Here is a 22,158-nt window from a genome sequence, read left to right on the forward strand (position 1 = left end):
TCCCTCGCTCCGGGCAGGCATCGTCGACAGGGGGTCGCCCTGTCCCGACACGGAGACTCGACCCCAGCACCGATCGAAAGGCGATCACGGGGTATCACCACACGCGGGAGCGCACCGTGGACGAGCCGGGACGACAAGATCCCCTCGACAGCCATCCGTTCCCCGGCGCGGTGGGCCGGGAGGACGCAAGTCCGCGCGAACACGTGGAACTTCCGACGTGACCTGGCACACCCCCGAGGCCCGCATCACGCCCAGAGGAGCCAGGCCACCGCTTCGATCGACACAGGCGAAGCACCACCCGGGCGATCCCGCTGCACGACGGGCGCGCCGGTCCTGCGAACCACCGCGACCGGGGCGGCTCCACCCCGGAGACAACCAACGGGAGAACAACACGCGGCGAAACCCGTGCCGCGCGTCCGAGAGTGCCCCGGCGGCCACGCGGGCCCCACGGGTCGGCAGGAGTCGGACCGTGCCGCACCCACGGCGGACCGGTCCTACCGCCGCTAGCCGCGCGGATCCACCGTGCGGCCGGTGACACCGCGCGCACCGTCCCAGGCGCCACGAGCGCGCATCCGCAACCGCCGTGCCTTGCGGTCCTGCCACAGCAACGTCGCGACGGTGAACTTCCCCTGCCGCACCGCCCAGAAGAACACCTCCGCCGGCGAGCGGTGACCCACGCTCATCAACAGCTGGTTGCGCGTCTGGTAGTACAACCGCCACAGCGGATCTTGCGCCGCTCCCTCGTGCAGGGTCACCGTCAGATGCCTGGGCAGGATCCGGATTCCCCACCCGGCGCGGCGCGCCCGCAGGCAGAACTCCAGTTCCTCGCACATCGCGAAGTACTCCGCCTTGGGCACCCCGACCTCGGCCACCAACGCCGCCGAGACCAACGCCCCCGCGAAGATCAACACGTCCACCGGGTACGACCCGCCGTCCGGAGGCGGCGGCGCGGGCACGTGCCGGTGCCGCCAGCCCAGCCCCAGGACCGACCTCTCGCCCCGGTCGTCCACCAACCACGTGCCCAGGATGCCGGTACGCCCCGGCAACCGGGCGGCCTCCTCGAGGAGTTCCTCCAAAGCGGTGGGCAACGGCCGGTCGTCGTCGTTGAACAACCACATCCATCCGTGCCCGCGCTCCAGTGCCGCGGACAACCCGGCGGCGTACCCGCCCGCCGGACCGGTGTTCTCCTCCAACCGCAGCCACGTCACGTCCGGGAACTCCGCGGCCAGCATCGCACCGGTGTCGTCCGAACTCGCGTTGTCGACCACGATGATCTCGTCCACCGGCCGGCTCTGCGCCGCGTACGCCTTCAAGGACTCCCGCAGCATGTCCCGACGGTTGTACGTCACGATCACCACGGCAACCGACTCGTCCGACATCGGGCCCACCCCTCGTCAACGGCCCGGGCGTCACCGAACCGATCACCGACAAAAGAAGCGCGCCCCACCCACGTTCTCGCACGGGCGACGACGCGACACGGCCGAGCGCGCCGCGACCGTCACGGACCCACAGGCCCGATCGGCGCTCCTACCCTGGCACAACCACGCGGACGGCGACCGCGACTCCACCGACCCGACCGTCACGACCGCGACGAACCGGCTCGGAAACGACTCGACTCCCCGAGGCCTTCCTCCGAACCCGCCCGCTCCGACGACGCCGCACCGTGGACTCCGTGCCCGCGCGGCTCCGCGGCACGGCGATACGAGACCGACAACCACGCCAACGCCCGACTCATCGCGTCCCCCTCCGCCCCGGCCTCCGCCATCTCCCGCGCGAACCCGTCCGCCCGCGACTCGCTCGCTCCCACGTCCTTCGTCCTCTCCCTCGAACAGCCGGCACGACCTCCGGAACCCACGCGCACACGCCCCACGTCCACCGCAGCCGAATCGAGACCCTGTCCGACCTGAAAAACCCCGGCCGGATCAGGACCGTCACCGACGACGTTGCCACAACCCGAACGCCGACCCCCGCGGCATCACCCGACGAACACCGAATCCGCACAGACATCTCGACCGGGTGCCCAAAGGCCGAACGGCTCGCGAAGAGACGGAAAGCGCCACGGCACGACGCGTCCCTCCAACTCGGGTCACCGGTGCGGAATACGACGGTGGTGATGCCGGCAACGGCCTCCTGGATCCAGGACGAGCCACAGGTCGGGGCGGGTGGTGTCGCGGGGTCCCAAGCTGGTCGGGTGGCACCGACGAGGTGGCGGGGGCCGACGTGGACGTGGTGCGCGGCCCAGGGGGCCAGTCCCGAAGTGCCGTCGTCAGCACGGGGATGGACTCCGTGTCGCGGTCGATCTCGACCGTGGACGCCGCCGCGCCGACGGCGGCGTACACCGGGAGGATCAGCTCCGGCAGATCGGGCCCACGCCGACCCGAGACTGACCGCGGCCGGCAGCAGCAATGCCCGGGTCGTAGCCGCCGGTGTAGAGGACCATCGGCCGCTCGGTCGAGCGGTGGCGCAGACTCAGGCGTTGCGCGAACGACCCCCGCTCGGGGTGTCGGTGGTCGGCGGTAGGTCGGCTCGAAGTAGCGGATGCCGGGGGCGGCGGGCCTCTCGGCCACCACCCGCATGCCCGGTATCGCCGCGATCCGCTCCCGGATGTCGGCCCGGGCCGCTGTCGACCGCCGCGTGCGCCGCGGCGCGCCGAGCCGCCGCCGGGCATGCCGTCCACACCGCGGGCCCGGCGGGTCGCGGGTTCGCGGGCGTTGTCATGCATGGCGCGCAACCGGTCCATCCGACTGGGGTCCGAGTGGACCACTCGGTCGGGCCGGCTCGCGCCTACCATTTCGGCCGTGACCGACAAGCGCGGTGGGAGCGAGCGTATTGACCACCCTCCTTCGCCAGACTCCGCCACTCCTGCCGACGTCGGCCGAAGTGATGCCGATGACGATCGAACTGCCGCCCGGCGACGCGGGCACGCCGCGCACAGGCACTCGGCCCGGTCTTCGGCTACATGCTGGAGCCGGCTGTGGACGCCGTCATCGTCCCCCGACAAGACCCGAACAAGACCTGAACAAGATCGGACACCCGAACGCACGCTGCCGGACCGGCACGCGCGCCCGGGGCAGGCGTCCATGAACGAGGAGATCGAGGTGAACATGAAGGAACGCAACCAGCCATCGCAGGTCGAGGTCCGTCGACTGCTCGTCGCCGACCTGTCCGCGTACCTGGAGGATGTGCGCGACGTATACCGGGCGGTGTTCTCCGCCCAACCCTGGAACGAGGACGAGGCGGCGGCCGAACGCTATGTGCGCCGGCTCGACGCCGACAAGGAGCGCGACGGGTTCACCATCGCCCTCGCCGAGGATGACAGCGGGGTGGTGGGATTCGCCGTCGCCTGGACGACACCCGCGGTGTTCCCCACCACTCGCGGCTATGCACGGGTCGAGACGATGGTGGGCGCCGGGCGTACGCAGGAGTGGCTGTGCGGTGCGCGGGAAGTGGACGAACTCGCGGTGCGCCCGGGCGTCCGAGGCTCGGGAGTGGGCCGGGCGCTGCTGAGCGCGGTCACCGACGACGCCCCGTCCGGGAGATGCTGGCTGCTGACGTCCGCGCACATCGATGTGGCCGTCCGCTTCTACACACGCGCCGGATGGCACCGGCTCGGTACCGACGCTTCGGGGACCACGGTCTTCCTCTCACCTCGCCACCCGGCCTTCGACGCTTCCTCCGCACCCCGTTGACGGCCTCGTCGAACCGGCGGCGCGGCCAAGCCCTGCCCCTCGCCGGGGTCGATCTCCATATCGAGCCCGTGCCACGTGGCGTCGGAGCCGGTCGCGCCGTGGAGGACGCGTTGCGCGAGGCCGTGCGGTCCGGTCGGCTGGCCGCGGGGACACGCCTACCGGGTTCGCGCACGCTGGCCGCGGACCTGGGGCTGGCACGCGGAACGGTCGTCGGCGCGTACACCCAACTCGTTGCCGAGGGTTGGTTGACCGGATCACCCGGCTCCGGCACGCGCGTCGCGCACGTGAGTGCTCCCGAACCCTGCGACGCCGGCCACCATGCGAAATCCGCGCCGACCGAACGTCGTTGGCGGGCCGATCTACGCCCCGGCCGACCCGACTTCACGTCGTTCCCCCACAGGGCATGGACGACGAGTGTCCGCCGAGTCCTGAGTCGGATCGGGGCGGGAGACCTCGACTACGGCGACTTCGAGGGAACCGCGACGCTGCGTGCGAGCGTGGCCGCGCACGCCGCACGGACCAGGGGTGCGCGGGTCACCCCGGACGCGGTCGTGATCACCGCGGGCTTCACCCACGGGCTCGCAGTGCTGGCGCGCACACTGCACGGCCTGGGGGTACGGCACGCGGCGACCGAGGACCCGGGGCTCGCGCGGCATCGCGAACTGCTCACCGCGGCGGGCCTGGCCTGCGAACCGCTGCGCGTGGACGAGTTCGGCGCCGATCCGGCCGACCTCACCCCGCAGACGGGGGCCGCACTGCTCACACCGGCGCACCAGCACCCCAGTGGCGTCGTGCTGTCGCCCGCACGACGCGGCGAGTTCGTCGCCTGGGCCGCACGCTGCGACGGCTTCCTGATCGAGGACGACTACGACGGCGAGTTCCGCTACGACGGCAGACCGGTGGGGGCACTCCAGGCACTCGATCCCGAGCGGATCGTACTCGCCGGCAGCGTCAGCAAATCCCTCGCTCCGGGCCTGCGTCTGGGCTGGCTCGTCGTGCCGCCGACGCTGCGCGCCCCGGTGACCGCGGCAATGCGCGAGAACGGCGGCGGCGTGTCCGTGATCGAGCAACTGACGCTCGCCGACCTGGTCGCGCGAGGCGACTACGACCGGCACGTGCGCCGCGTGCGTACGGTATACAGGCGACGACGCGCCGAACTCGCCGATCGCGTCGGCGCGATCACCGGGCTCAGGCTCGTAGGCGCGGCAGCCGGTCTGCACGCGTTGTTGCCTCTGCCCTCCGCCGAGCACGAACGTCGACTGATCGCCGCCGGCGCATACGCGGGGCTGCGGTTGCACGGTCTACACAGCTCCGACTACCACCATCCCCCCGACCCCTCGGCCCCGGCCGCCCTCGTCCTGGGCTACGCCACACCGGCACCGCACGCCTGGGGACAGGCACTCGACCTGCTGGGCGAAGTGCTGGAGGCGGAGGAATGGCGGACGGGGGCGAGGGACACTCGACCATAGACCCCGCCCTGTGTGGTCCCTGGGACGTTGGGCGAAGTATGGGGCGTTCGCGGTGGCGATGGATCGTTCCGCACGGGTCGTGGGAGGTGCTGGAGCCGTTGGTGCCGCCGTCGCGAGTGCGTGCGCCAGGTCGCGGGAGGGCGGACATCGACCACGAGGCGATGTTCACGGCGATCCTGTACGTCCTGGTGAGCGGGTCTCAACCTCACACCTCGTCACCCTCGCCTGCCGGCGCCACACCCGCCGCGTCGACCTGCGCGAGAACCTGCGCCAGGTCGCCGCGATCGGCCTGATCAAGGCCGTCGACGACTACCGGACCGGGCGCGGCGGTGGGGACGTCGGGCAGGCCGCGGCAGGCGGGGTCCGTCGTCGCGCTCGCACCGGGCCCGGATGGTCTCGCGCGCGTCGGCCGGCAGAAGCGGGCGGTCGTCCTCGACGGGGCGTGAACGCCGGTGACGGGGTGGCGACGCGAGCACGAGCCCGGCGGGAGACCCCGACGACGACATCGAGATGGCCGTCGGCGCCCGCCGGGGGCACCCCGGCCTGCTCACTCCACGTCGCCACCCCGACAAGACCGCCCGCCTCCCACGGTCGCGACCGCCAATGATTCACGATTTTCTGAATTCAGGATTCTCTGTATTGTCGGAGGATGCTGACCATCGCCCCGGAGGTCGAGGTGCTCGCGCGCTTCGGCCGTGCTCTCTCCGACCCCATCCGCTGCCGGCTGCTGCTCGCCCTGCGGGACGCCCCCGCCTATCCGTCCGACCTCGCAGACGACATCGGCGTCTCGCGGACCCGACTGTCGAACCATCTGGCCTGCCTGCGTGACTGCGGCCTGGTCGTCGCCGTCCCCGACGGCCGGCGTACCCGTTACGAACTGGCCGACCCCCGGCTCGGACACGCGCTGGACGACCTCCGCACCGCGGTCGTCGCCGTCGAGACCGACAAGACCTGCGTCGACGCCGAGGCGCGGGGCTGCTGCTGAGATGACCGCCATGTCCCTCGGACCGTCCCCGGCCCGCCGCGACGCGCTGACGAAACGAATACGGCTGCTGGTCGCCGCGACGATCACCTACAACGTGATCGAGGCCATCGTCGCCGTCACCGCCGGCACCCTCGCCTCCTCCACCGCGCTGATCGGCTTCGGCCTCGACTCCGTCGTCGAGGTCTCCTCCGCCGCCGCGGTCGCCTGGCAGTTCTCCGCAACCGATCAGGGCATCCGCGAAGCCCGCGAGAAGCGCACCCTTCGGATCATCGCCGTCTCCTTCCTCGCCCTCGCCGCCTACGTCACCGTCGACGCCATCCGAGCCCTGACCGGCACCGGGGAAGCCGAGCACTCCACCCCTGGCATCGTCATCGCCGCCCTCTCGCTCGCGATCATGCCGTTCCTGTCCGCTACCCAGCGCAAGGCCGGCCGCGAACTCGGCTCCGCGACCGCCGTCGCCGACTCCAAGCAGACCCTCCTCTGCACCTATCTCTCTGCCGTCCTCCTGGTCGGCCTCGTCGCCAACAGCCTGCTGGGCTGGTCCTGGGCCGACCCGATCGCCGCTCTCGTCATCGCCGCCGTCGCCGTCAAGGAAGGCCGTGAAGCCTGGCGCGGAGACACCTGCTGCGGCCCCATCTCGACCCCCGGCGCACAAGCCGCCGCAGAAGCCGACGCCTGCGGCTGCAAGCCCGGTTGCACCTGCTGCAACTGATCACCGACCAGCCCCTCCCAAGACCGCGAAACCGGGGATGACCGCACGAGTTCATACTGATCCCCGTCCAGGATTCTGCGAATCCGCACGCTTCGCCCGAGACGCACGGCCACCTCGTGCTCCCCGGCCACGGCGACGTCGTCGAGGTCACCCTCGGCCTGTTCGACCGGCCGACCGAGGACGAGCACCTCCCTCGCGCCTGGACCGCGATCGTCGATAGGACCCCCGCCCTGTGACCCGGTGTCGAAGCGTCCCGCTCGACACCGAACCGACCACCCTCGGGCACCGGTTCGTCGCCGCCGTGGCCGCAGGCCATGTCGCTCGGATCATCGGCCACGACTCGCGATAGCCGGCGCAGCCCGGCACACAGGCCCGCGGTGCTCGGTGCTCGGTGCGCGGGTTCGGGGTTCACTCGAACGCGGCGCACGGTCTGCGGGCGCCTCGACCGAGCCGGTTCGGCCGTAGCGCATGGCCGAACACAAGTCCGAAGATTCGTCGTCGTCGCTGCCCGACCGCCTCCAGCCTCTGCTGGACCACCAGTTCGCCTTCGAACGGGCCCACCTCGCGTGCCCGCACGCCGCCGGGACCGGCAACGACGACACTCTCAACCACTGCCGCGCCGAACGCCTACGGGCCATGCACGCGCTGCCTGTCGTCACCGGCTCCGTCCTTCGGCCTGTCTGACACCCCGGCAGACGGCGATTTCTTCGCTGAAGGGGTTCCCACCGGAGGGTCAGAAGCTCCAGCTGTAGAGGCCGCCTCCCGTGTCCAATGCGGACGCCGCGAGCCGGGCGAGTCCTCGCAGGACCTCCGGCAGGTCGTCGTCGGTCATGTCGTCCCCCTCGGTCGCCCTGAGCCTCGCAGCCCAGCGATCCGCCAGTTCCGCCAACTCGGTGGGGCCGGCGTCGGCCAACGCCCGGATCAACCGTTGCGGCAGGGCGAACACCTCGACACCGTCGTTGAAGGGGCCGTAGACCCACTCCGGCCACCACGCGTGGAGGAGTTCGGGCGCCGGGAGGTCCGCGGAGGGCTCCGAGAAGTACATGTCCCACTCGGCTATGGCGCTGTCCGGCTCGATGAACCGGCAGGTCACGGACTCCGAGACCCGACCGGGTCCCGTGGGATGCGTCACGGCGGCGGTCTCGTCGTCCGGAGCGAGGAAGAACACTATGTCGCGGGCCATCCCGACATGATGGCGTGCCCGAATGGCCGAACAACGGCCGACGGCCCCGAAGCGGCGCCGGTTGACACCCATCTCGACCGGTCACACGAGGTCCTCCGGTGCCAGATCCGGGCGCAGGCGGCGCCAGGAGGGGTGGCGCCGCAGGCCCGCGCGGGTGCGGTGGCGTAGGCGACCTCGCCGACCGGACGCGGCAGGACCCACCGCGCGCCCACCACGGAGGGTTCGCGTTCGAACGGACACTCCGGCACCGCGGCGACCCGCAGCAGCTCGGCAAGGGCGGCCCGCTCGCGATCGCTCCGACCGGTGCCCACGCTGCCCAGGTAGCGCACCGGCCCGCGTGGAACTCCCCCACCGGCAACGCCCCCGGCAACCCCGACAACCGGCCACGGCCCGGCACCCAGCCACCGACGACCACGCCGGCGGTGCGCCGGTTCCGGAATTTGATCCAGCCCGGTGAACGCGCTCCGAGCCGGTACGGCGAAGCCAGGCGCTTGCAGACCAGGGCCCTCCAGGCGTGCCTCCCGCGCCGCGGCGCCGTGGCCCAACGAACGCGGCCGACGCGCGCCACCGGCAACGCCGACTCGACACTCAACGTTGCGGCCCCCTCGCCACCTGCGCCGACCGCCGGGTCCGGACGATCGGCGACCGGCCCCGCCCGAAACCGTGTGGGCCGAAGTCACGTCGGTCGTCCGCCGGCGATGGTGACGTTCCTGCACGAGTGGAGCGGCGGGGGCGGGTTGCCGTCCGTCGTCGGGGTCGTCGTCGGGCCGCCGTCGAGAAGTCCGGTCGCCGCGGTCGCCCACCGCTTACCCGTACCTCGCCACACCCGGGATCCACCGGTGTAGCAGTATGTGTGGGGCGCGGCGCACGAACCAGGCGGCGGTGAGGCCGACGGCGGCGCCCGCGGCGATGGAACAAGTACCGCTGGGGCCAGGCCACCCCTCCTCGACGCCGGCGGATCCACAATCGCTGCTCTCGCGAAGGAACGGGACGCCGGGAAGGCTCACAAAAAAGTAGAAGCCTGGAAAGCCGTCGACCGGTCGGTCTCCGGCCTTATTCGGTCCAGGTTCTGAGTACCGCTGCGATGTCGGGAACGGTGCAGGTGTCCTTGCGGAGTTCGGTGACCAGGGCGGTGATCTCCGCACGACCGAGCTTGGTGTCGATCCCGCAGGCGGTGAGGTAGCCGTGGGCAACCGCGACGGCCACCGTCATGTTCGAGCGCTCGAGCCAGGAGATCCGGCCCAGGGTCTGGCAAAGAGCTGCGGCACGGACGAACGGGCCGCTGTAGACCTCGCGGCCGGCGAGGACTGCGGCGTGGCGGGCGACGGCGGCGACGGGCAGGCCGTAGTCCTCGGGAGCCGGGTCGCGCTCCCCCGCCTCGCGGGCGACCTCCAAGATCCAGGCGAGGTCGACGCTCGGGTGGGTCATCGCTTCGCCGTCGCGAGGTCCTCGATGAGGTCGCCGTATCCGGTGATGACCTCCCGGGCACCTTCGAGGAAGCGTTCGCGCACGCCGTCGTTGTCGCGGCGAACGAGTTGCTCGATGTAGTCGTTGAGCGGCATGTGCCGCGTCTCGGCGGCCTGCCGGGCCATCTCGGCGGTCTCGTCGGTCATCCGCACGTTCACCTGGGTCTTCGCCATATGCCGAAGATACCAGCTGATACCAGCAAGGTGGCGATCGAGTCGTGGCTGTTCGGGACATGTCCCGAACAGCCGAAGTGCTGACATCCGGCGGCCGTCGCCGACATGGTCGTCGCGGGGACGAGACATCGCCCCGGCCTTCGGACCACGAGGAGTCGTACATGAAACGCCTGCTTGCAAGTGTGGCCGTCACCCTCGCCATTGTCGGAGGGAGCCTCGTCGCCGGCGCGCCGGCGGTGTCCGCGGCACCCGTCGCCGATGCCGTGTCGGAGGTGACCGACGCACACACGACGCGGAACCTTGCGGACATTCCGACGCCGTGGGTGGTGTACGGCCGGTATGCGTCCCTGTCCACGTGCAGGAGCATAGGAAGCAACGGAGAACTGCACGGCCGGTGGCTGCGCTGGACCTGCTTCGACAACAGGCCCATCGATGTGCAGCTCTGGGTTCAATACAGCTGAGCAACACGATCGAGAAGTCGCTCGGGCGGCCCCCGCGGCCGGATCGCGCCCCGCCGGGCGGGTCCGGCCGCGGGCATGTCGGTGAGTCGACGCGATCGCGCGCGGCGGTGGTCACCTGGCCGGCGGCGCCACCGCGCAACCCCTGCACCGGGCATTCGTCACCGCCTCGCTCGCCGCCGCCGAACACGCCCTCGAACGCGCCGACAACGCAGGCGGCCTGTCCGGCACCGGGCGGACCGCGGTGCACGACACGGCGACCCATCGCGGGGTCAGTACGGGCTCGATCGCCGCGAAGTTCTCATCCTGGGCGCCGACCACGAGCGTGAGCGTGCCGGCGACCGCGCCGACCACTCCCCCGAACACCGGCGCGTCCACCGCGCGACGCCCCGTCGCTCGCACGGCGGCGCGCGCGTCGGCGACGTCGATCGTCGAGCAGTCCACGAACACCGCCCCCACCGGCGCGGTGCCCAGGAGTCCGTCCGGGCCCTGGTAACAGTCGAGGACGTGCGTCCCGCCGGGCAGCACGGTGACCACCACGTCCGCGTCGGCTGCAGTCTCCGCAGGGAATCCGGCGACGCGCACGCTCTGGTCATGAGCCTGTCCGATACCTTGGAGCCGAGTCGACTCCGGTGACGGCGTGTCCGGCGGGCGACCAGGTTGGTAGCCATCGGACCGCCCGCGTTGCCCAGTTCGACGAATGCCACCGCGCTGGTGGATCACCTGGGCGCGGATACTCGCGGCGAGGTCGGGGCGGTCAGCGCCGCGCTGGATACCCGATACTCCCCCGTCCCAACTCGGCTTTGGAGTAATCGAGTTCGCGGGTACGGCGCGGGCTCGCCAGGGTTATCTCGAGTGCGGTCGGCGACTTCGCGCGGATCTGTTCGGCGGCCTGTTTCGCCGTCGGTTCGCCGATGTCCTCCAGGCGTTCGAGGATCTCCTCGACGCTGTCGCGCGTGTAGCACGCGTTGATCCAGGCGCGGCGCTCGGCGAGTTCGCCCGGGGGCGTCGGCTCGGTGAGGTGGGCGAGGACGTCGGGCGGTGTCCGAGTGGCCAATGCCTCGATCACCGCCTCCAGGTGACGTGAGGGGACGAAGCCGATGCCGGTCTCGGGGATGGCGATCGTCGAACGTTCGGTGACGATGCGCAGTGCCCCATGTGCGGAGATGCCGACCCCGCCGTCCATCACGATGCCGTCCATGACGGCGTCGTGGGTGGATGTCGCCGCTCGCGGTCAGTGCCGCGTCGATGCGGCGGACCATGTCGCGGGTGAAGCGCGCTGAGCGCCTTGGGCCGGTTCGGCGCGTTCCGGCCCAGTGCGCCCTGCCGGCGGGTCGGGTTCGGAGGTGGGGTCGGCGGGTCGCTTCGATCAGGCCGCGCGCGACGCACGCGCATGACACGGAGATGTTCGGGATCGGCCGGCGGAGGCAAGTGCCGCGAGGGGAACGCGGGCAGGCATGGGGGCAGTTCCTCGGGGCCCTTGGCCGCCGCCGGAGCCGCGGGATCCGGTCGAACGCGGCCGCAGACTCGCCCCCGGGCCGCAACGACGGCCGGGGGCGAGGCCGAGAATGCGATTCGGCAAACGTCCCGAACCGAGTCCCTTGTACCGCCACGCCTGTCGAGGACCGGCGCGATGTTCGCCGGCAGCCCGGTGGAGACCGGCGTCAGCGGTTACGGCCGGGACTCCACAGCACGTCACCGCGCCCGCCATCGTTGGCCGATCGCGCGAGAATGAACAGCAGGTCCGACAGACGGTTCAGATATCGGACGCACACCGGATTGACTGTCGCCGCCTCCCCGCCGGACAACTCCGCGTCCGCGTCGACCAGCGCCCACGCCGAGCGTTCCGCTCGACGGGCGGCCGTCCGCGCCGTGTGCAGGAGCGCCGCGCCGGGCGCGCCGCCCGGCAGTACGAACGACCGCAAGGGCTCGAGTCGTTCGTTGAACGTGTCGCACAGACGCTCGAGGCGGGACACGTCCTCCTCACGGACCCGCAGGCGTTCGTCTCCGTCGCGGATCGGAGCGCACAGGTCCGCGCCGACGTCGAACAGGTCGTGCTGGATGCCTTCCAGGACGTTCCGCAACTCCGCGTCCAGGCAACCCAGTGCCAGCGCCACACCGATGGCGGCGTTGGTCTCGTCGGTGTCGGCGTAGGCGACGATCCGTGGATCGGTCTTGCGGACGCGGGAGTTGTCGCCCAACGCGGTCGTGCCCGCGTCTCCCGTGCGAGTGTAGATACGGCTCAGCACCACAGACATGGCGAACCACCGGCCTCTCTCGGGGAAATCCGCCCCGGTTGTGTCGAGGTGGCGACGACGTGAGTGTCCTGGCTCTCGGATCGACACTTCCCCCGGCCTTCCAACCCCGAAGCGGGGCCGTGGCCTTGACGGGAGTCGCTCCCCGATCACAGTGGCGGGACCGCACCGGAATTACACCGGTTTCCTCGGTTTCGCCGTCGCACAGCAGCCCATAGCATGCCACGCGACCCTCGCAAGCGCCGGCCCCGAACGGGCCCCGCCATGGGCAAAACGCACTCCTACTCGACCAGGGCGGAGCGTCGCGGCATGGCCCCCTTGTCGACGAGCGGCTCCCGCTGTCGAGGAGAGGGGACTCACGACCTCACGCCGACGCACGCTGCGCGCCGTCGATCCCTCACGTGCTCGGACACACCAGCGGGCGCACCGGCGCCGGAACCGGAACCGGCGGCGAGCCCGAATGCCCACCGCCGGAGTGTCTCGTCTGCCCTCCCCGTCGTGGTCCGCGGGAAGGAGCCCCAGCGACCCGTACGTCGGGACGGTGCCGCCGTCGGCGTGCCCGCTCGGCCGCCGAGTCCCCCGGGTCGCCGTGCCACGGGCCCGGAAAGGCGCCTTGGGGACGGCGCGCCGATGCGCGCCGTCCCCGAAGGCGTTCCGAGTCGAACCGGCCTCGCCGGATTCGGCGGTCGGTCGGAAAAACGGGCCCCGGCCGACCGCGCCTTCCACCCGGGCGACGTGTGCGGCTCGCCGCCGTTGCCGATGAACGCCGCGAACCCAGGGAAGTCCCGCCCGGACGCGGCGTGGCACTCGGCGCCCCGCGGCGAACGCACCACAACTCGGCGGCCGTCGTGGGCTCGGGCACCGAACGCGCGAGGTCACGCACACCGACGCGGATCTCCGGACCCCCCGGACGGCTGATCTTCCTCCCGGGTCCACGCGACCGGCGGTGGGGGTCCGGGGCACCGGAGAGGTATCCGCATCCTCCCACGTGAGAACGATGCCGCTCGAGACCTCGCTTCCTACGCTCGTCGAACGGGAAGCGACGCGCCCGCACCCGGGGTTGCGACGTCGCCGGGACGCGCCGCGTGTGGACGCCGTGTTCCCGGCGAGACGGCGCGACGGCGAGACGGCGCAACGGCGCGACGGGCGGCGTCTTCGGGAGCGCACGATCCGGTCGCTTCCCCGCCTGCACGACCGACATCGATCGAGAGGCAGACCCGTGACCCTCCCTCCCCGGATCCCTTCCTCCGCGAAAGCCGCCGACGGCACCCGCGGCACACCCACCCGGCGCACCGTGCTGCGCGGATCACTGTCCGCCGCCGCAGTGGCGGGCACGGCCGGAGCGGCGGTCGTCGGCACCGCGCGGGCCGCGCACGCGAACGACGCGCCCCCGGGCGAGGCGGACCCCGCGGGCGACACGTCCATGACCCGGCACTGGCGCTCCAGGCTTGCCACGCTAGCCGGCCGACACGAGGTCCCCGGCGCCGCGTTGGGCATTTTGGTCGGCGACCGGATCGTCAAGGTCGCCACCGGTCTGGCCAACGCCGACGACCGTATCGAGGCCACGCCCGACACGCTCTGGCAGATCGGCTCCATCACCAAGGTCTGGACCGCCACACTCGCCATGCGCCTGGTGGACGAGGGCTCAGTCGACCTCGACACGCCGGTCGTACGCTACCTGCCCGAGCTGCGCCTGCCCGACCCCGACCGCACCAGGCGCCTGACACTGCGTCACCTGCTCGCCCACACCAGCGGGATCGACGGCGACGTGCTCCCCGACACCGGGCGCGGCGACGACTGCCTGGAGCGGTTCACCGCCCTGCTCAAGGACGTTCCGGCGGTCCACCCACTGGGCCGCGCGTGCTCGTACTGTAACGTCGGTCTGATCCTCACCGGCCGACTGATCGAACGCCGCACCGGTACGACCTGGGACGCCGCGCTGCGCGAACGTGTGATCCGGCCGTTGGGCCTGACTCGCAGCCACACGCTGCCGGAGGACGTGCTCGCGCATCGAGCCGCCGCCGGTCACACCTCCGGCCCGGACGGGCGGCCGCGCGTCGACCCGACGTGGATACCCCGCTCCTCGGGCCCGGCCGGCATCGTGTGCTCCAGCGTCGGCGACGTGCTCGCCTTCGTCCGCCTGCACCTGGACGACGGCCTCGGACCCGACGGCACCCGACTGTTGTCGGCACGCGCCGCCGAGGAGATGCGTTCGTTCCGGACGGCCACGCCCAACACCCCGGACAACGGCGAAACCCGCGGCCTGGGATGGGCCCGTTGGGATTGGAACGGCCGGGCGGTGTACGGCCACGACGGCAGGACCCAGGGGCAGTCGTCCTATCTCAGGGTGCTACCCGATGCCCGCATCGCGGTCGTTCTGCTCACCAACGGAGGCGACGCCCAGGCGCTGTACCACGACCTGTACCGGGAGGTCTTCACCGACCTCGCCGGCGTCGCGCCCCGCCCACCGCACACCCCCGACGGCACCAAACCACCGCACGACGCGGGAGGCTACCTGGGCCGATACCAACGCGTGGGAGTGCTCGAGGAAATCCTCGAACGCGGCGGTGCGCTGTTCCTGCGCCGGACCTTCACGGGAGGTACACCCGACGAGTTCGAACTCCACCCCGCCGGCCGGGACCTGTACGTCCACCGCTTGCCCGGCGTTCGCGACTGGGAACCGCTCAAGTGCTTCACACTGGACGGCACGCGATACGTATGCCAGAGCGACCGGGTCCTGCCACGGATTCCCTGACCCCGCGCACGGGATGCCTGTCCATCAGGTCAACAAGGGTCCCGCTCGCGCCGGACGGCGCGGACGACCACCGTCCGAGCCGGGCGAAGACGCCGGGCTCGGGTATCGCGACGGTCACGGGGGTCATGTCTGTTATGTTCGAATGCTGCCCGGGAGGGTCATCCGACGCCGTCGTGACCGACCGCCGGGAATGCGGGCAATCAGGAACAGGGTGCCGTGTGAAGCCTCTTTCGAACGACGCGATCACGGCGGGTGGTCTGCTCCGGGCGAGTCGCCACGCCGTTCTGGAGGACCTTCCGGGGCTGATCGCCGCTCATGCCCGGGCGCTGGGCCTGGCCCGCTCACTGATCTACCTCGTGGACGTGCAACAGCAGATTCTCCGCCTGGTCCCCGGCTCAGGGGAGCGCGCCGGGACGGCGGACGTGGCTCCCGAGGCGGAGCTTCGCATCGATGCCACGCTGGCCGGCCGCGCCTTCCAGAGCGTCGAACTCGTCGAGTCGCCGGCAGGCGCCGACGACGTCGAGTCCGGCGAAGCGCCCACCAGGCGTTTGTGGTTGCCTCTCGTCGACGGCGCCGAACGCCTGGGCGTCCTGGGCCTGGAAACCGACGAAGCCGGCGACGCCGTCCTGGACGAGGCGTGCGACCTCGCGCTCCTGGTGGGGTTGCTCCTCGTGAGCAAACGCGCCTACAGCGACACCTACGAACGCATGGTCCGCACCCGCCCGATGGGCCTGGCCGCGGAGATGCAGTGGACCCTGATGCCGCCCGGTTCCTTCGCCGGCACACGGGCCACCGTCAGCGCGGCCATGGAGCCCGCGTACGAGATGGGCGGCGACGCGTACGAGTACGCGGTCGACGGCAACACCGCCCACCTGGCCGTCTTCGACGCCATGGGCCACGACACCTCAGCCGGCCTCACCGTCGCCCTCGCCCTGGCCGGCTGCCGTAGCAGCCGCCGCCACGGCGTGGGCCTGGTCGAAACGAGCGAGGCGATCGAGGACGCACTCGTGGAACAGTTCGGCCGCAGCCGCTACGCCACCGCGGTCATCGCCGAACTCGACCTGCTCACCGGCGCCTTGACCTGGGTCAACCGCGGCCACCACCCACCGATCGTGATCCGCAACGGCCAATGGGTCGCCACCCTGGAACGCCCGCCCGCCCACCCGATGGGCACCGAAATGGGCCTGCCGGTCAGGTTGTACGACGAGCAACTCGAACCCGGCGACTGGCTCCTGCTGTACACCGACGGCGTGACCGACGCGCGCAATCCCCGCGGGGAGACCTTCGGACTCGACCGGTTCGTCGACTTCGTCATCCGCAACATAGCCGATGGCCTCCCTGCCCCCGAAACCCTGCGCAGGCTCATCCGAGCGATCCGCGAATACCACCACGACCGTCTCCGGGACGACGCCACCATCCTGCTCCTGCAATGGCACGGTGCGAGCGCCTGACCGCGCCGAGCCGGGTAACCCGCCGCCGCCGGCCGGCGCGCCCGCCGCAGGGTCAATCCCTGACGAGGGCGCCCGGCAGCATCGCACGCGAACCCCCGCGCGCCCACGAGCAGACCGCGCGGGCCCGCCGCCGTACCGACGCCGGCAACCGAGGCGGCCGCACTCCTCGGCAGGCCGCAGCCCAGCCCGCCGTTCCCGCGCGGCATCCGCGGGCCAGGACCGCACGGATCGAGGCGGCTCCGCATCGGGCACGCGCCGGCGCCCGGGTGACGGCCTTCTCCGGAACGGGGCCCTCGATGTCGGCCCAGACGGTCTTGCCGCCCCGCCGCGCCCGAACGCCCCACTCGGCGGTGAGCGTGTCGAGGATGTGCAGCCCGAAGCCGCCCCCGCGTTCGAGGTCGGTGTCGCGCCGGGTCGGCACTCGGGGATCGGCGTCGGTGACCGACAACCGGATACCGCGTCGGGTCCGGCGCATGGCCAGGACCACGTCTCCGTGGGTGTGCAGCTGTGCGTTGGTCAACAGCTCCGACAGGACCAGAACCGTCACGGCCTCGCGGTCCCCGTCCCACCCCCAGTCGGTGAGGGTGGCTCCCGCAGCCGTACGGGCCCGGGCGCAAGCCCCGGTTTGTCGTGGCACACGCCACCTGACGAGGGAACGACGACGTCGAAGCATGACCTTCCTCTCGGGTCCGTGGGCGGACGGTGCCGCGTTTCGGGTACGTGGGCGGACGGTGCCGCGTTCCACTTCGGCACATGGGCACGGAACGACTCGCTCGCCTCCCGGTCCGGGCTGGTCCTCGCGCGGCACCGGAGCGGGAGACCACGGATCCGCCACAGGGCCGTGACCTGCCCGTTCGTATGCCCTGGCCGATCCTGTTCCAGGGCCGACGCCGCTGTGCCCGCACGCCTGCCCGGCGACCCGCGCCTCAAGCGTCGTCCGATCGAGGGAATCGATATTCGACCCTCGCGAACCCGGCATAACGGACGGCGACCCCGGTGGCGCGGGGACGTGTCGCTGCCGTGGGAGCAAAATCCCACCCCCGATCGGGTGTACTCCCTTCGTGGCGGGGCACAATGCGGCGGCCCACAGCCGACCCCGAGCAGGAGGACGCCGACATGACCCGCACCCCCGCGACCGCCTTCCCGGCCCCCGAGGCGACCGTGACCGCCGCCGAGGGCGGCGCGTTCGACGAGCTGCCGATCGTCGACGACCCCGGCAGCGTCTCGGCAGTCGACGCGCGGGCGATGTCGAAGGTCCTCTTCGACCGGCTGCGGGTGTTGGAGGAGGGCACCCACGAGTACCAGTACGTGCGCAACACCCTGATCGAACTCAACATCCCCCTGGTGCGATTCGTCGCGGGGCGCTTCCGCTCGCGCCCGGAGACCGCGGAGGAGCTGGTCCAGGTCGGCACGATAGGCCTGATCAAGGCCATCGACCGGTTCGACCCCTCCTACGACGTCGAGTTCCCCACCTTCGCCGTCCCCACCATCTCCGGCGAGATCAAGCGCTTCTTCCGCGACACCTCCTGGGCCGTGCACGTCCCACGACGCCTGCAGGAACTGCGCCTGGAACTGGCCAGGGCCCGCGACGCGTTCGCCACCGAACACGACCGCGAACCCACCCCCGCCGAACTCGCCGACAGGCTCGGCATCGGCGTCGAGGACGTCGTCGAGGGCCTCACCGCCGCCGCGGGCTACACGGCCGCCTCCCTCGACGCCCCCGCCGGCGACGACGGCCCCACCGAGATGCACTCCTCGCGCGCGTCGTTCGTCGACCCCGGCTACGACCTCGCCGAGAACCTGCACACGCTCAAGCCGCTGATCGCGGCCCTCCCGCAGCGCGACCGCGACATCCTGTCCATGCGCTTCGGCCAGGACCTGACCCAGTCCCAGATCGGCGAACGCCTGGGCATCTCCCAGATGCACGTCTCCCGCCTCCTGGCCCGCACCCTGACCCGACTGCGCACCCAACTTCTCGCCGACTGAAACCCGACCGAAGCGCGTGACCCCCGCGGAACGGCCGCGCCGCCGCATTCGCGACCGGGTGCGGCGGAGCGTCCCGCGCACCGCATCGGGCCGAGTCGTCCCGATGGAAACGGCATCACCACCCCACAGCCGATCAGTCCGCGGACGACCGACCCCCTCGGCCATCCCCATCGCCGGAAGGTTCCCCATGAGCAGTCGGGAGAACACGCGACACCCGGACGGCGCCGACACCACCGCCCCGGGCGACGCACCGGCCCGCAAGCAGCGCCTGCGCCGGCGGCTGGAGCGCCTGCTGGGCATGGCGGCCACCGAAGGCAACGAGCTCGTACCGCTGCGCAACGGTGACGCGATCTTCCCCGCCATGCTCGAAGCGATACGCGGTGCCGAGCACACCATCGACATGATGACCTTCGTGTATTGGCGGGGGCGTATCGCCCGGGACTTCGCCGCCGCGCTCGCCGACCGGGCCGGGGCCGGTGTGCGGGTGCGGCTGCTCCTCGACGGCTTCGGCGCCAAGGAGATCGAACGAGACCTCCTCGACGTCATGGACGACGCCGGCGTACAGGTGGCCTGGTTCCGTAAGCCGTTGTGGCTGTCGCCGTTCAAACAGAACCACCGCTGCCATCGCAAGGCCCTCATCGTCGATGAGCACACCGCCTTCACCGGCGGCGTCGGGATCGCCGAGGAATGGTGCGGGGACGCCCGCAACCCCGACGAGTGGCGCGACACCCACGTCAAGGTCCGAGGCCCGGCCGTGGACGGAATCGCCGCCGCGTTCGCGCAGAACTGGGCCGAATGCCACGACGAACTCTTCGACGACCGCGACCGCTTCACCGGACACGACCAGGTCGGGAACTCGATCGTCCAGGTCGTGCGCGGCTCGGCCGGCATCGGATGGCAGGACATGCAGACCCTCATCCGCGTCATGCTCACCTCGGCCGAGCAACGATTCCGCCTGGCCACCGCCTACTTCGCCCCGGACACCTACTTCGTCGACCTGCTGTGCGCCACCGCCCGCCGCGGAGTCGAGGTGGAAATCCTGCTCCCCGGCCCCCACACCGACCAACGCGCCTGCCAACTCGCCGGCCAACACCACTACAGCAGGCTGCTCGACGCGGGCGTTTCCATCCGCCAGTACCAGCCGACCATGATGCATGCCAAGGTCATCACCGTGGACGGCGTGGCGTCGCTGATCGGCTCGACCAACTTCAACCGCCGCTCCATGGAACACGACGAGGAAGTCATGCTCGCCGTCCTGGACGAAGCGTTCACCGCGGAACTGGACCGGGACTACGACGCGGACCTCGAACGCAGTGTGACCATCGACCCGGACCGCTGGCGACGCCGGCCCGCCGGGCAGCGCCTGCGGGAGGCGGCGGTCGTCCCCATCAGACGATTCCTGTAAGCACCCGAATCGATCGTCCCGGGGTGTCGGCGCCCTGATCAGGCTTCAGGTGGAGAACGCGAACGGTGGCCGATGCGGCGTCAACCGCGGCCCTCGCCGCGGTAGAGCTCCAACTCGCCGTCCAGTTCGACCGCGACAGCGGTGACATAGCGGTCGCAGGTCGCCGGCGCGTCGATCAACAGCACCCCCGGCACCGGGTCCATGCCGCCGACCCGCCGGTGGGCCGGCGTCTCGCCGGTCCCCACCACAGAGATCCGCTTCACCTCGTTCTTCAGTCCGCGGATGGTGAGGTGGTCGCGCGGCGGGTCGAAGGCGAACACGTACAGCGTCCGGCGGTCCTTCGAGAGTGTGGTCGGGCCGTGGAAGTGACCGGAGGGGATTCCGCGTTCGGTGCCGTACACCGCCTCCTCGTTGCGGCGGATCCAGCGACCGAGGCCCTCGAGCCGGGATGCCTGCTCCGACGGAATCGTGCCGTCGGGGCGTGGACCGACGTCCAGGAGCAGGTTGCCGCCGGCCCCGATGGTCTCCACGAAAAGCTGGATCAGGAAGGAGAGCGGCTTGTGGTCCCGGTCCGCCTCCCGGTGGCCCCAGGAGTTGTTGATGGTGTAGCAGAGCTCCCATGGGCCCTCGGGCGGCGTGATCGGTGCGCCCTGCTCCGGGGTCGAGTAGTCCCCGTGGCCGAGGAGCCGACCGTTGAATACCGTGTCGGGCTTCATGGTGACCAGATCGGCATGCACCTCGTCCATCCGCCACAGCGGCTCCGGGATCTCCCACTCGCCGTCGAACCACAGCAGGTCGGGCCGGTAGCCGGTGACAACCTCGCGCAACTGGTCCCGGTGGAACGTCAGGAAGCGGTCCCAGTTCTCCGGGGCCTCGACGGTCGGGGCGGCCCGGAGCTGCGCGAGGCTTCGGTAGGGGTAGTCGGGGTGGGACCAGTCGAGGTGGGAGAAGTACAGGCCGACCTTGAGGTCGTGACGACGGAGCGCCTCGGTGAAGGGCGCGACCAGGTCCCGACCGGCCGGAGTGCGCTCGACGACGTTCACATCGCTGTGGGCGGTCTTCCACAGGGCGACGCCGTCGTGGTGCTTGGCGGTGAGCACCGCGTAGCGGGCGCCCGCCTTCTCGAAGAGTTCGGCCCATTCCTCGGCGTCGTACCGTGCGGCCGTGAACCTGCCGAGCTGCTGCATGTAACTCTCGTAGGAGACCTCGCCGTTGAAGAACGACCAGGATTCCGCGACTCCGTCGACGGCGTAGATGCCCCAGTGGACGAAGATGCCGAGCTTGGCATCGGCGAACCAGGTCTGTGTGGTCATGGTTCAACATGCTAGGTGAATTTCAGCCTTCTGAAATTGGTCTTGCTCACCCTCACTGGTATCTTTTCACCATGGAGATGCCGCCGACAGTCGTGAACGCCGGCGTGGGCCTGCACGGGATCAACTCCATGCGAGAGGTGTTCGTGCTGCCGCGCCACTGGCAGTTGCACCTCTATGGCTACAGCGCGCGCTACCGGGCGAACGGTGTCGACTACGACCTTCGCCCCGGCACTGTGAGCCTGGTGCCACCGGGGACCACGGTCGAGTACCACTACCAGGGGAGGTCCGAGCACCTGTACGTGCACTTCGAGATGCCCGGCCGCCGGGATCCCCTGGTCAGGGATGCCGGCGACGCGCTGGCGGTGCTCCGTGAACTCCTGCGGGACGCCGTGGCCTCGCACCCGGCCTCAGCGAGACGATCGGATGCATTGGTGTGGGCGGCGCTGTGGCGGGTGGCGGACCTGGCCGGGACGTCGGCGGACGTGCGGCGGCATCCGACGGTGGAGGCCGTGACACGGCACATCGAGGCCCACCTCGCCGAACCTCTCGTGGTCGCCGACCTGGCGCGCCTGGCCGGGGTTTCACACAACCACCTGACCAGGCTGTTTCGCGAGCAGGTCGGCGAGACGGTCGTAGGCCACATCGCCACCCGGCGGATGGCCCGAGCGCTGCATCTGCTGGAGGCTTCGACCCTGTCGGTGTCGGCGATCGCGGCCGCGGTGGGGATCCCGGATCTGCAGGCGTTCAACAAGGCTTGCCGTAAGACCCTCGGGGCCTCTCCCCGACGGCTTCGCGGTACTCCCTGACCGACGGAGGCGGCGGGTTGCGGCCATTGGGGGGTTCCCCGGGGGACGCCC

The 22,158-nt window shown here is 71.1% G+C and carries 21 protein-coding genes, 1 pseudogene and 1 riboswitch; of the genes and pseudogenes, 11 read left to right on the top strand and 11 right to left on the bottom strand.

The annotated features are described in order from the left end of the window. Positions 1-503 precede the first annotated feature (503 nt). The gene (locus tag B4N89_RS36310) at positions 504-1,379 is read right to left on the bottom strand and encodes a glycosyltransferase (RefSeq protein ID WP_078980842.1); all 876 of its coding nucleotides are present in this window, start codon (positions 1,377-1,379) and stop codon (positions 504-506) included. Positions 1,380-2,347: 968 nt separating this feature from the next. Further along, positions 2,348-3,106: a hypothetical protein gene (locus B4N89_RS53130; protein ID WP_321170742.1), complete on the bottom strand. Its 759-nt coding sequence runs from the start codon at positions 3,104-3,106 to the stop codon at positions 2,348-2,350. Between B4N89_RS53130 and B4N89_RS36320 the strand changes: the two genes are divergently transcribed. From B4N89_RS36320 to B4N89_RS36340, 5 genes are all read left to right on the top strand, one after another. Next, positions 3,081-3,689 (top strand): GNAT family N-acetyltransferase, encoded by a 609-nt coding sequence (locus tag B4N89_RS36320; protein WP_235619141.1) that lies wholly within the window; start codon positions 3,081-3,083, stop codon positions 3,687-3,689. The two genes, B4N89_RS53130 and B4N89_RS36320, sit on opposite strands and share 26 nt — an antisense overlap. Positions 3,690-3,757: 68 nt before the next feature. Further along, positions 3,758-5,158, top strand: a complete 1,401-nt coding sequence (locus B4N89_RS36325) for a PLP-dependent aminotransferase family protein (RefSeq protein WP_235619142.1) — start codon at positions 3,758-3,760, stop codon at positions 5,156-5,158. 649 nt (positions 5,159-5,807) lie between these two features. Beyond that, entirely contained in the window at positions 5,808-6,143 is a 336-nt protein-coding gene (locus tag B4N89_RS36330) for an ArsR/SmtB family transcription factor (RefSeq protein ID WP_078980845.1), read from the top strand. Position 6,144: 1 nt separating this feature from the next. Beyond that, positions 6,145-6,855 (top strand): cation transporter, encoded by a 711-nt coding sequence (locus B4N89_RS36335; protein ID WP_078980846.1) that lies wholly within the window; start codon positions 6,145-6,147, stop codon positions 6,853-6,855. 468 nt (positions 6,856-7,323) lie between these two features. Further along, complete coding sequence (locus tag B4N89_RS36340; RefSeq protein WP_078980847.1) at positions 7,324-7,539, top strand: hypothetical protein; 216 nt, start codon at positions 7,324-7,326, stop codon at positions 7,537-7,539. A gap of 49 nt (positions 7,540-7,588) precedes the next feature. Here the strand turns inward: B4N89_RS36340 and B4N89_RS36345 are convergent, their stop codons facing one another. From B4N89_RS36345 to B4N89_RS36360, 4 genes and pseudogenes are all read right to left on the bottom strand, one after another. Beyond that, entirely contained in the window at positions 7,589-8,038 is a 450-nt protein-coding gene (locus B4N89_RS36345; RefSeq protein WP_078980848.1) for a hypothetical protein, read from the bottom strand. 81 nt (positions 8,039-8,119) lie between these two features. After that, positions 8,120-8,583, bottom strand: a pseudogene (locus tag B4N89_RS36350) (ATP-dependent DNA ligase); the annotation flags it as partial. Positions 8,584-9,091: 508 nt separating this feature from the next. Next, positions 9,092-9,466 (bottom strand): fic family toxin-antitoxin system, toxin component, encoded by a 375-nt coding sequence (locus B4N89_RS36355; RefSeq protein WP_078980849.1) that lies wholly within the window; start codon positions 9,464-9,466, stop codon positions 9,092-9,094. Further along, positions 9,463-9,678, bottom strand: coding sequence for a hypothetical protein (locus B4N89_RS36360; protein WP_078980850.1), 216 nt, complete (start codon positions 9,676-9,678; stop codon positions 9,463-9,465). Before B4N89_RS36360 ends, B4N89_RS36355 begins: the two co-directional genes overlap by 4 nt. A 161-nt stretch (positions 9,679-9,839) precedes the next feature. Between B4N89_RS36360 and B4N89_RS51975 the strand changes: the two genes are divergently transcribed. Further along, the gene (locus B4N89_RS51975) at positions 9,840-10,139 is read left to right on the top strand and encodes a hypothetical protein (RefSeq protein WP_235619143.1); all 300 of its coding nucleotides are present in this window, start codon (positions 9,840-9,842) and stop codon (positions 10,137-10,139) included. A 111-nt stretch (positions 10,140-10,250) separates the two neighbouring features. On the opposite strand, the gene B4N89_RS51980 is transcribed toward B4N89_RS51975, so the two are convergent. The 3 genes from B4N89_RS51980 to B4N89_RS36380 form a co-directional block, all read right to left on the bottom strand. Beyond that, positions 10,251-10,859 carry an NAD(P)-binding domain-containing protein gene (locus B4N89_RS51980; protein ID WP_414646453.1) on the bottom strand — a complete coding sequence of 203 codons (609 nt, stop codon included), beginning with the start codon at positions 10,857-10,859 and terminating at the stop codon, positions 10,251-10,253. A 34-nt stretch (positions 10,860-10,893) separates the two neighbouring features. Next, positions 10,894-11,337, bottom strand: a complete 444-nt coding sequence (locus B4N89_RS36375) for an enoyl-CoA hydratase/isomerase family protein (protein ID WP_078980853.1) — start codon at positions 11,335-11,337, stop codon at positions 10,894-10,896. A 463-nt stretch (positions 11,338-11,800) separates the two neighbouring features. Then, on the bottom strand, positions 11,801-12,394 hold the full coding sequence (locus B4N89_RS36380; protein ID WP_078980854.1) for a cob(I)yrinic acid a,c-diamide adenosyltransferase: 594 nt from the start codon (positions 12,392-12,394) through the stop codon (positions 11,801-11,803). Between the two features lie 42 nt (positions 12,395-12,436). After that, positions 12,437-12,624: riboswitch (cobalamin riboswitch) on the bottom strand. A 986-nt stretch (positions 12,625-13,610) separates the two neighbouring features. Here B4N89_RS36380 and B4N89_RS36385 point away from each other — a divergent pair. Beyond that, the gene (locus tag B4N89_RS36385; protein ID WP_161500943.1) at positions 13,611-15,146 is read left to right on the top strand and encodes a serine hydrolase domain-containing protein; all 1,536 of its coding nucleotides are present in this window, start codon (positions 13,611-13,613) and stop codon (positions 15,144-15,146) included. A gap of 218 nt (positions 15,147-15,364) precedes the next feature. Next, positions 15,365-16,597: a PP2C family protein-serine/threonine phosphatase gene (locus B4N89_RS36390; RefSeq protein ID WP_235619145.1), complete on the top strand. Its 1,233-nt coding sequence runs from the start codon at positions 15,365-15,367 to the stop codon at positions 16,595-16,597. A 52-nt stretch (positions 16,598-16,649) separates the two neighbouring features. Here the strand turns inward: B4N89_RS36390 and B4N89_RS53260 are convergent, their stop codons facing one another. Beyond that, the gene (locus B4N89_RS53260) at positions 16,650-17,576 is read right to left on the bottom strand and encodes an ATP-binding protein (RefSeq protein WP_349679009.1); all 927 of its coding nucleotides are present in this window, start codon (positions 17,574-17,576) and stop codon (positions 16,650-16,652) included. A gap of 137 nt (positions 17,577-17,713) precedes the next feature. Here B4N89_RS53260 and B4N89_RS36400 point away from each other — a divergent pair, with 137 nt between their 5' ends. Further along, the gene (locus B4N89_RS36400; RefSeq protein ID WP_235619146.1) at positions 17,714-18,583 is read left to right on the top strand and encodes an RNA polymerase sigma factor SigF; all 870 of its coding nucleotides are present in this window, start codon (positions 17,714-17,716) and stop codon (positions 18,581-18,583) included. Positions 18,584-18,770: 187 nt separating this feature from the next. Next, the gene (locus B4N89_RS36405; RefSeq protein ID WP_078980858.1) at positions 18,771-19,988 is read left to right on the top strand and encodes a phospholipase D-like domain-containing protein; all 1,218 of its coding nucleotides are present in this window, start codon (positions 18,771-18,773) and stop codon (positions 19,986-19,988) included. A gap of 80 nt (positions 19,989-20,068) precedes the next feature. On the opposite strand, the gene B4N89_RS36410 is transcribed toward B4N89_RS36405, so the two are convergent. After that, positions 20,069-21,301: an alpha-L-fucosidase gene (locus tag B4N89_RS36410; RefSeq protein WP_078980859.1), complete on the bottom strand. Its 1,233-nt coding sequence runs from the start codon at positions 21,299-21,301 to the stop codon at positions 20,069-20,071. Between the two features lie 71 nt (positions 21,302-21,372). Between B4N89_RS36410 and B4N89_RS36415 the strand changes: the two genes are divergently transcribed. Beyond that, entirely contained in the window at positions 21,373-22,107 is a 735-nt protein-coding gene (locus B4N89_RS36415) for an AraC family transcriptional regulator (protein WP_078980860.1), read from the top strand. The last annotated feature ends 51 nt before the right edge of the window (positions 22,108-22,158 follow it).

The organism is Embleya scabrispora, from assembly GCF_002024165.1.
Classification (GTDB): domain Bacteria; phylum Actinomycetota; class Actinomycetes; order Streptomycetales; family Streptomycetaceae; genus Embleya; species Embleya scabrispora_A.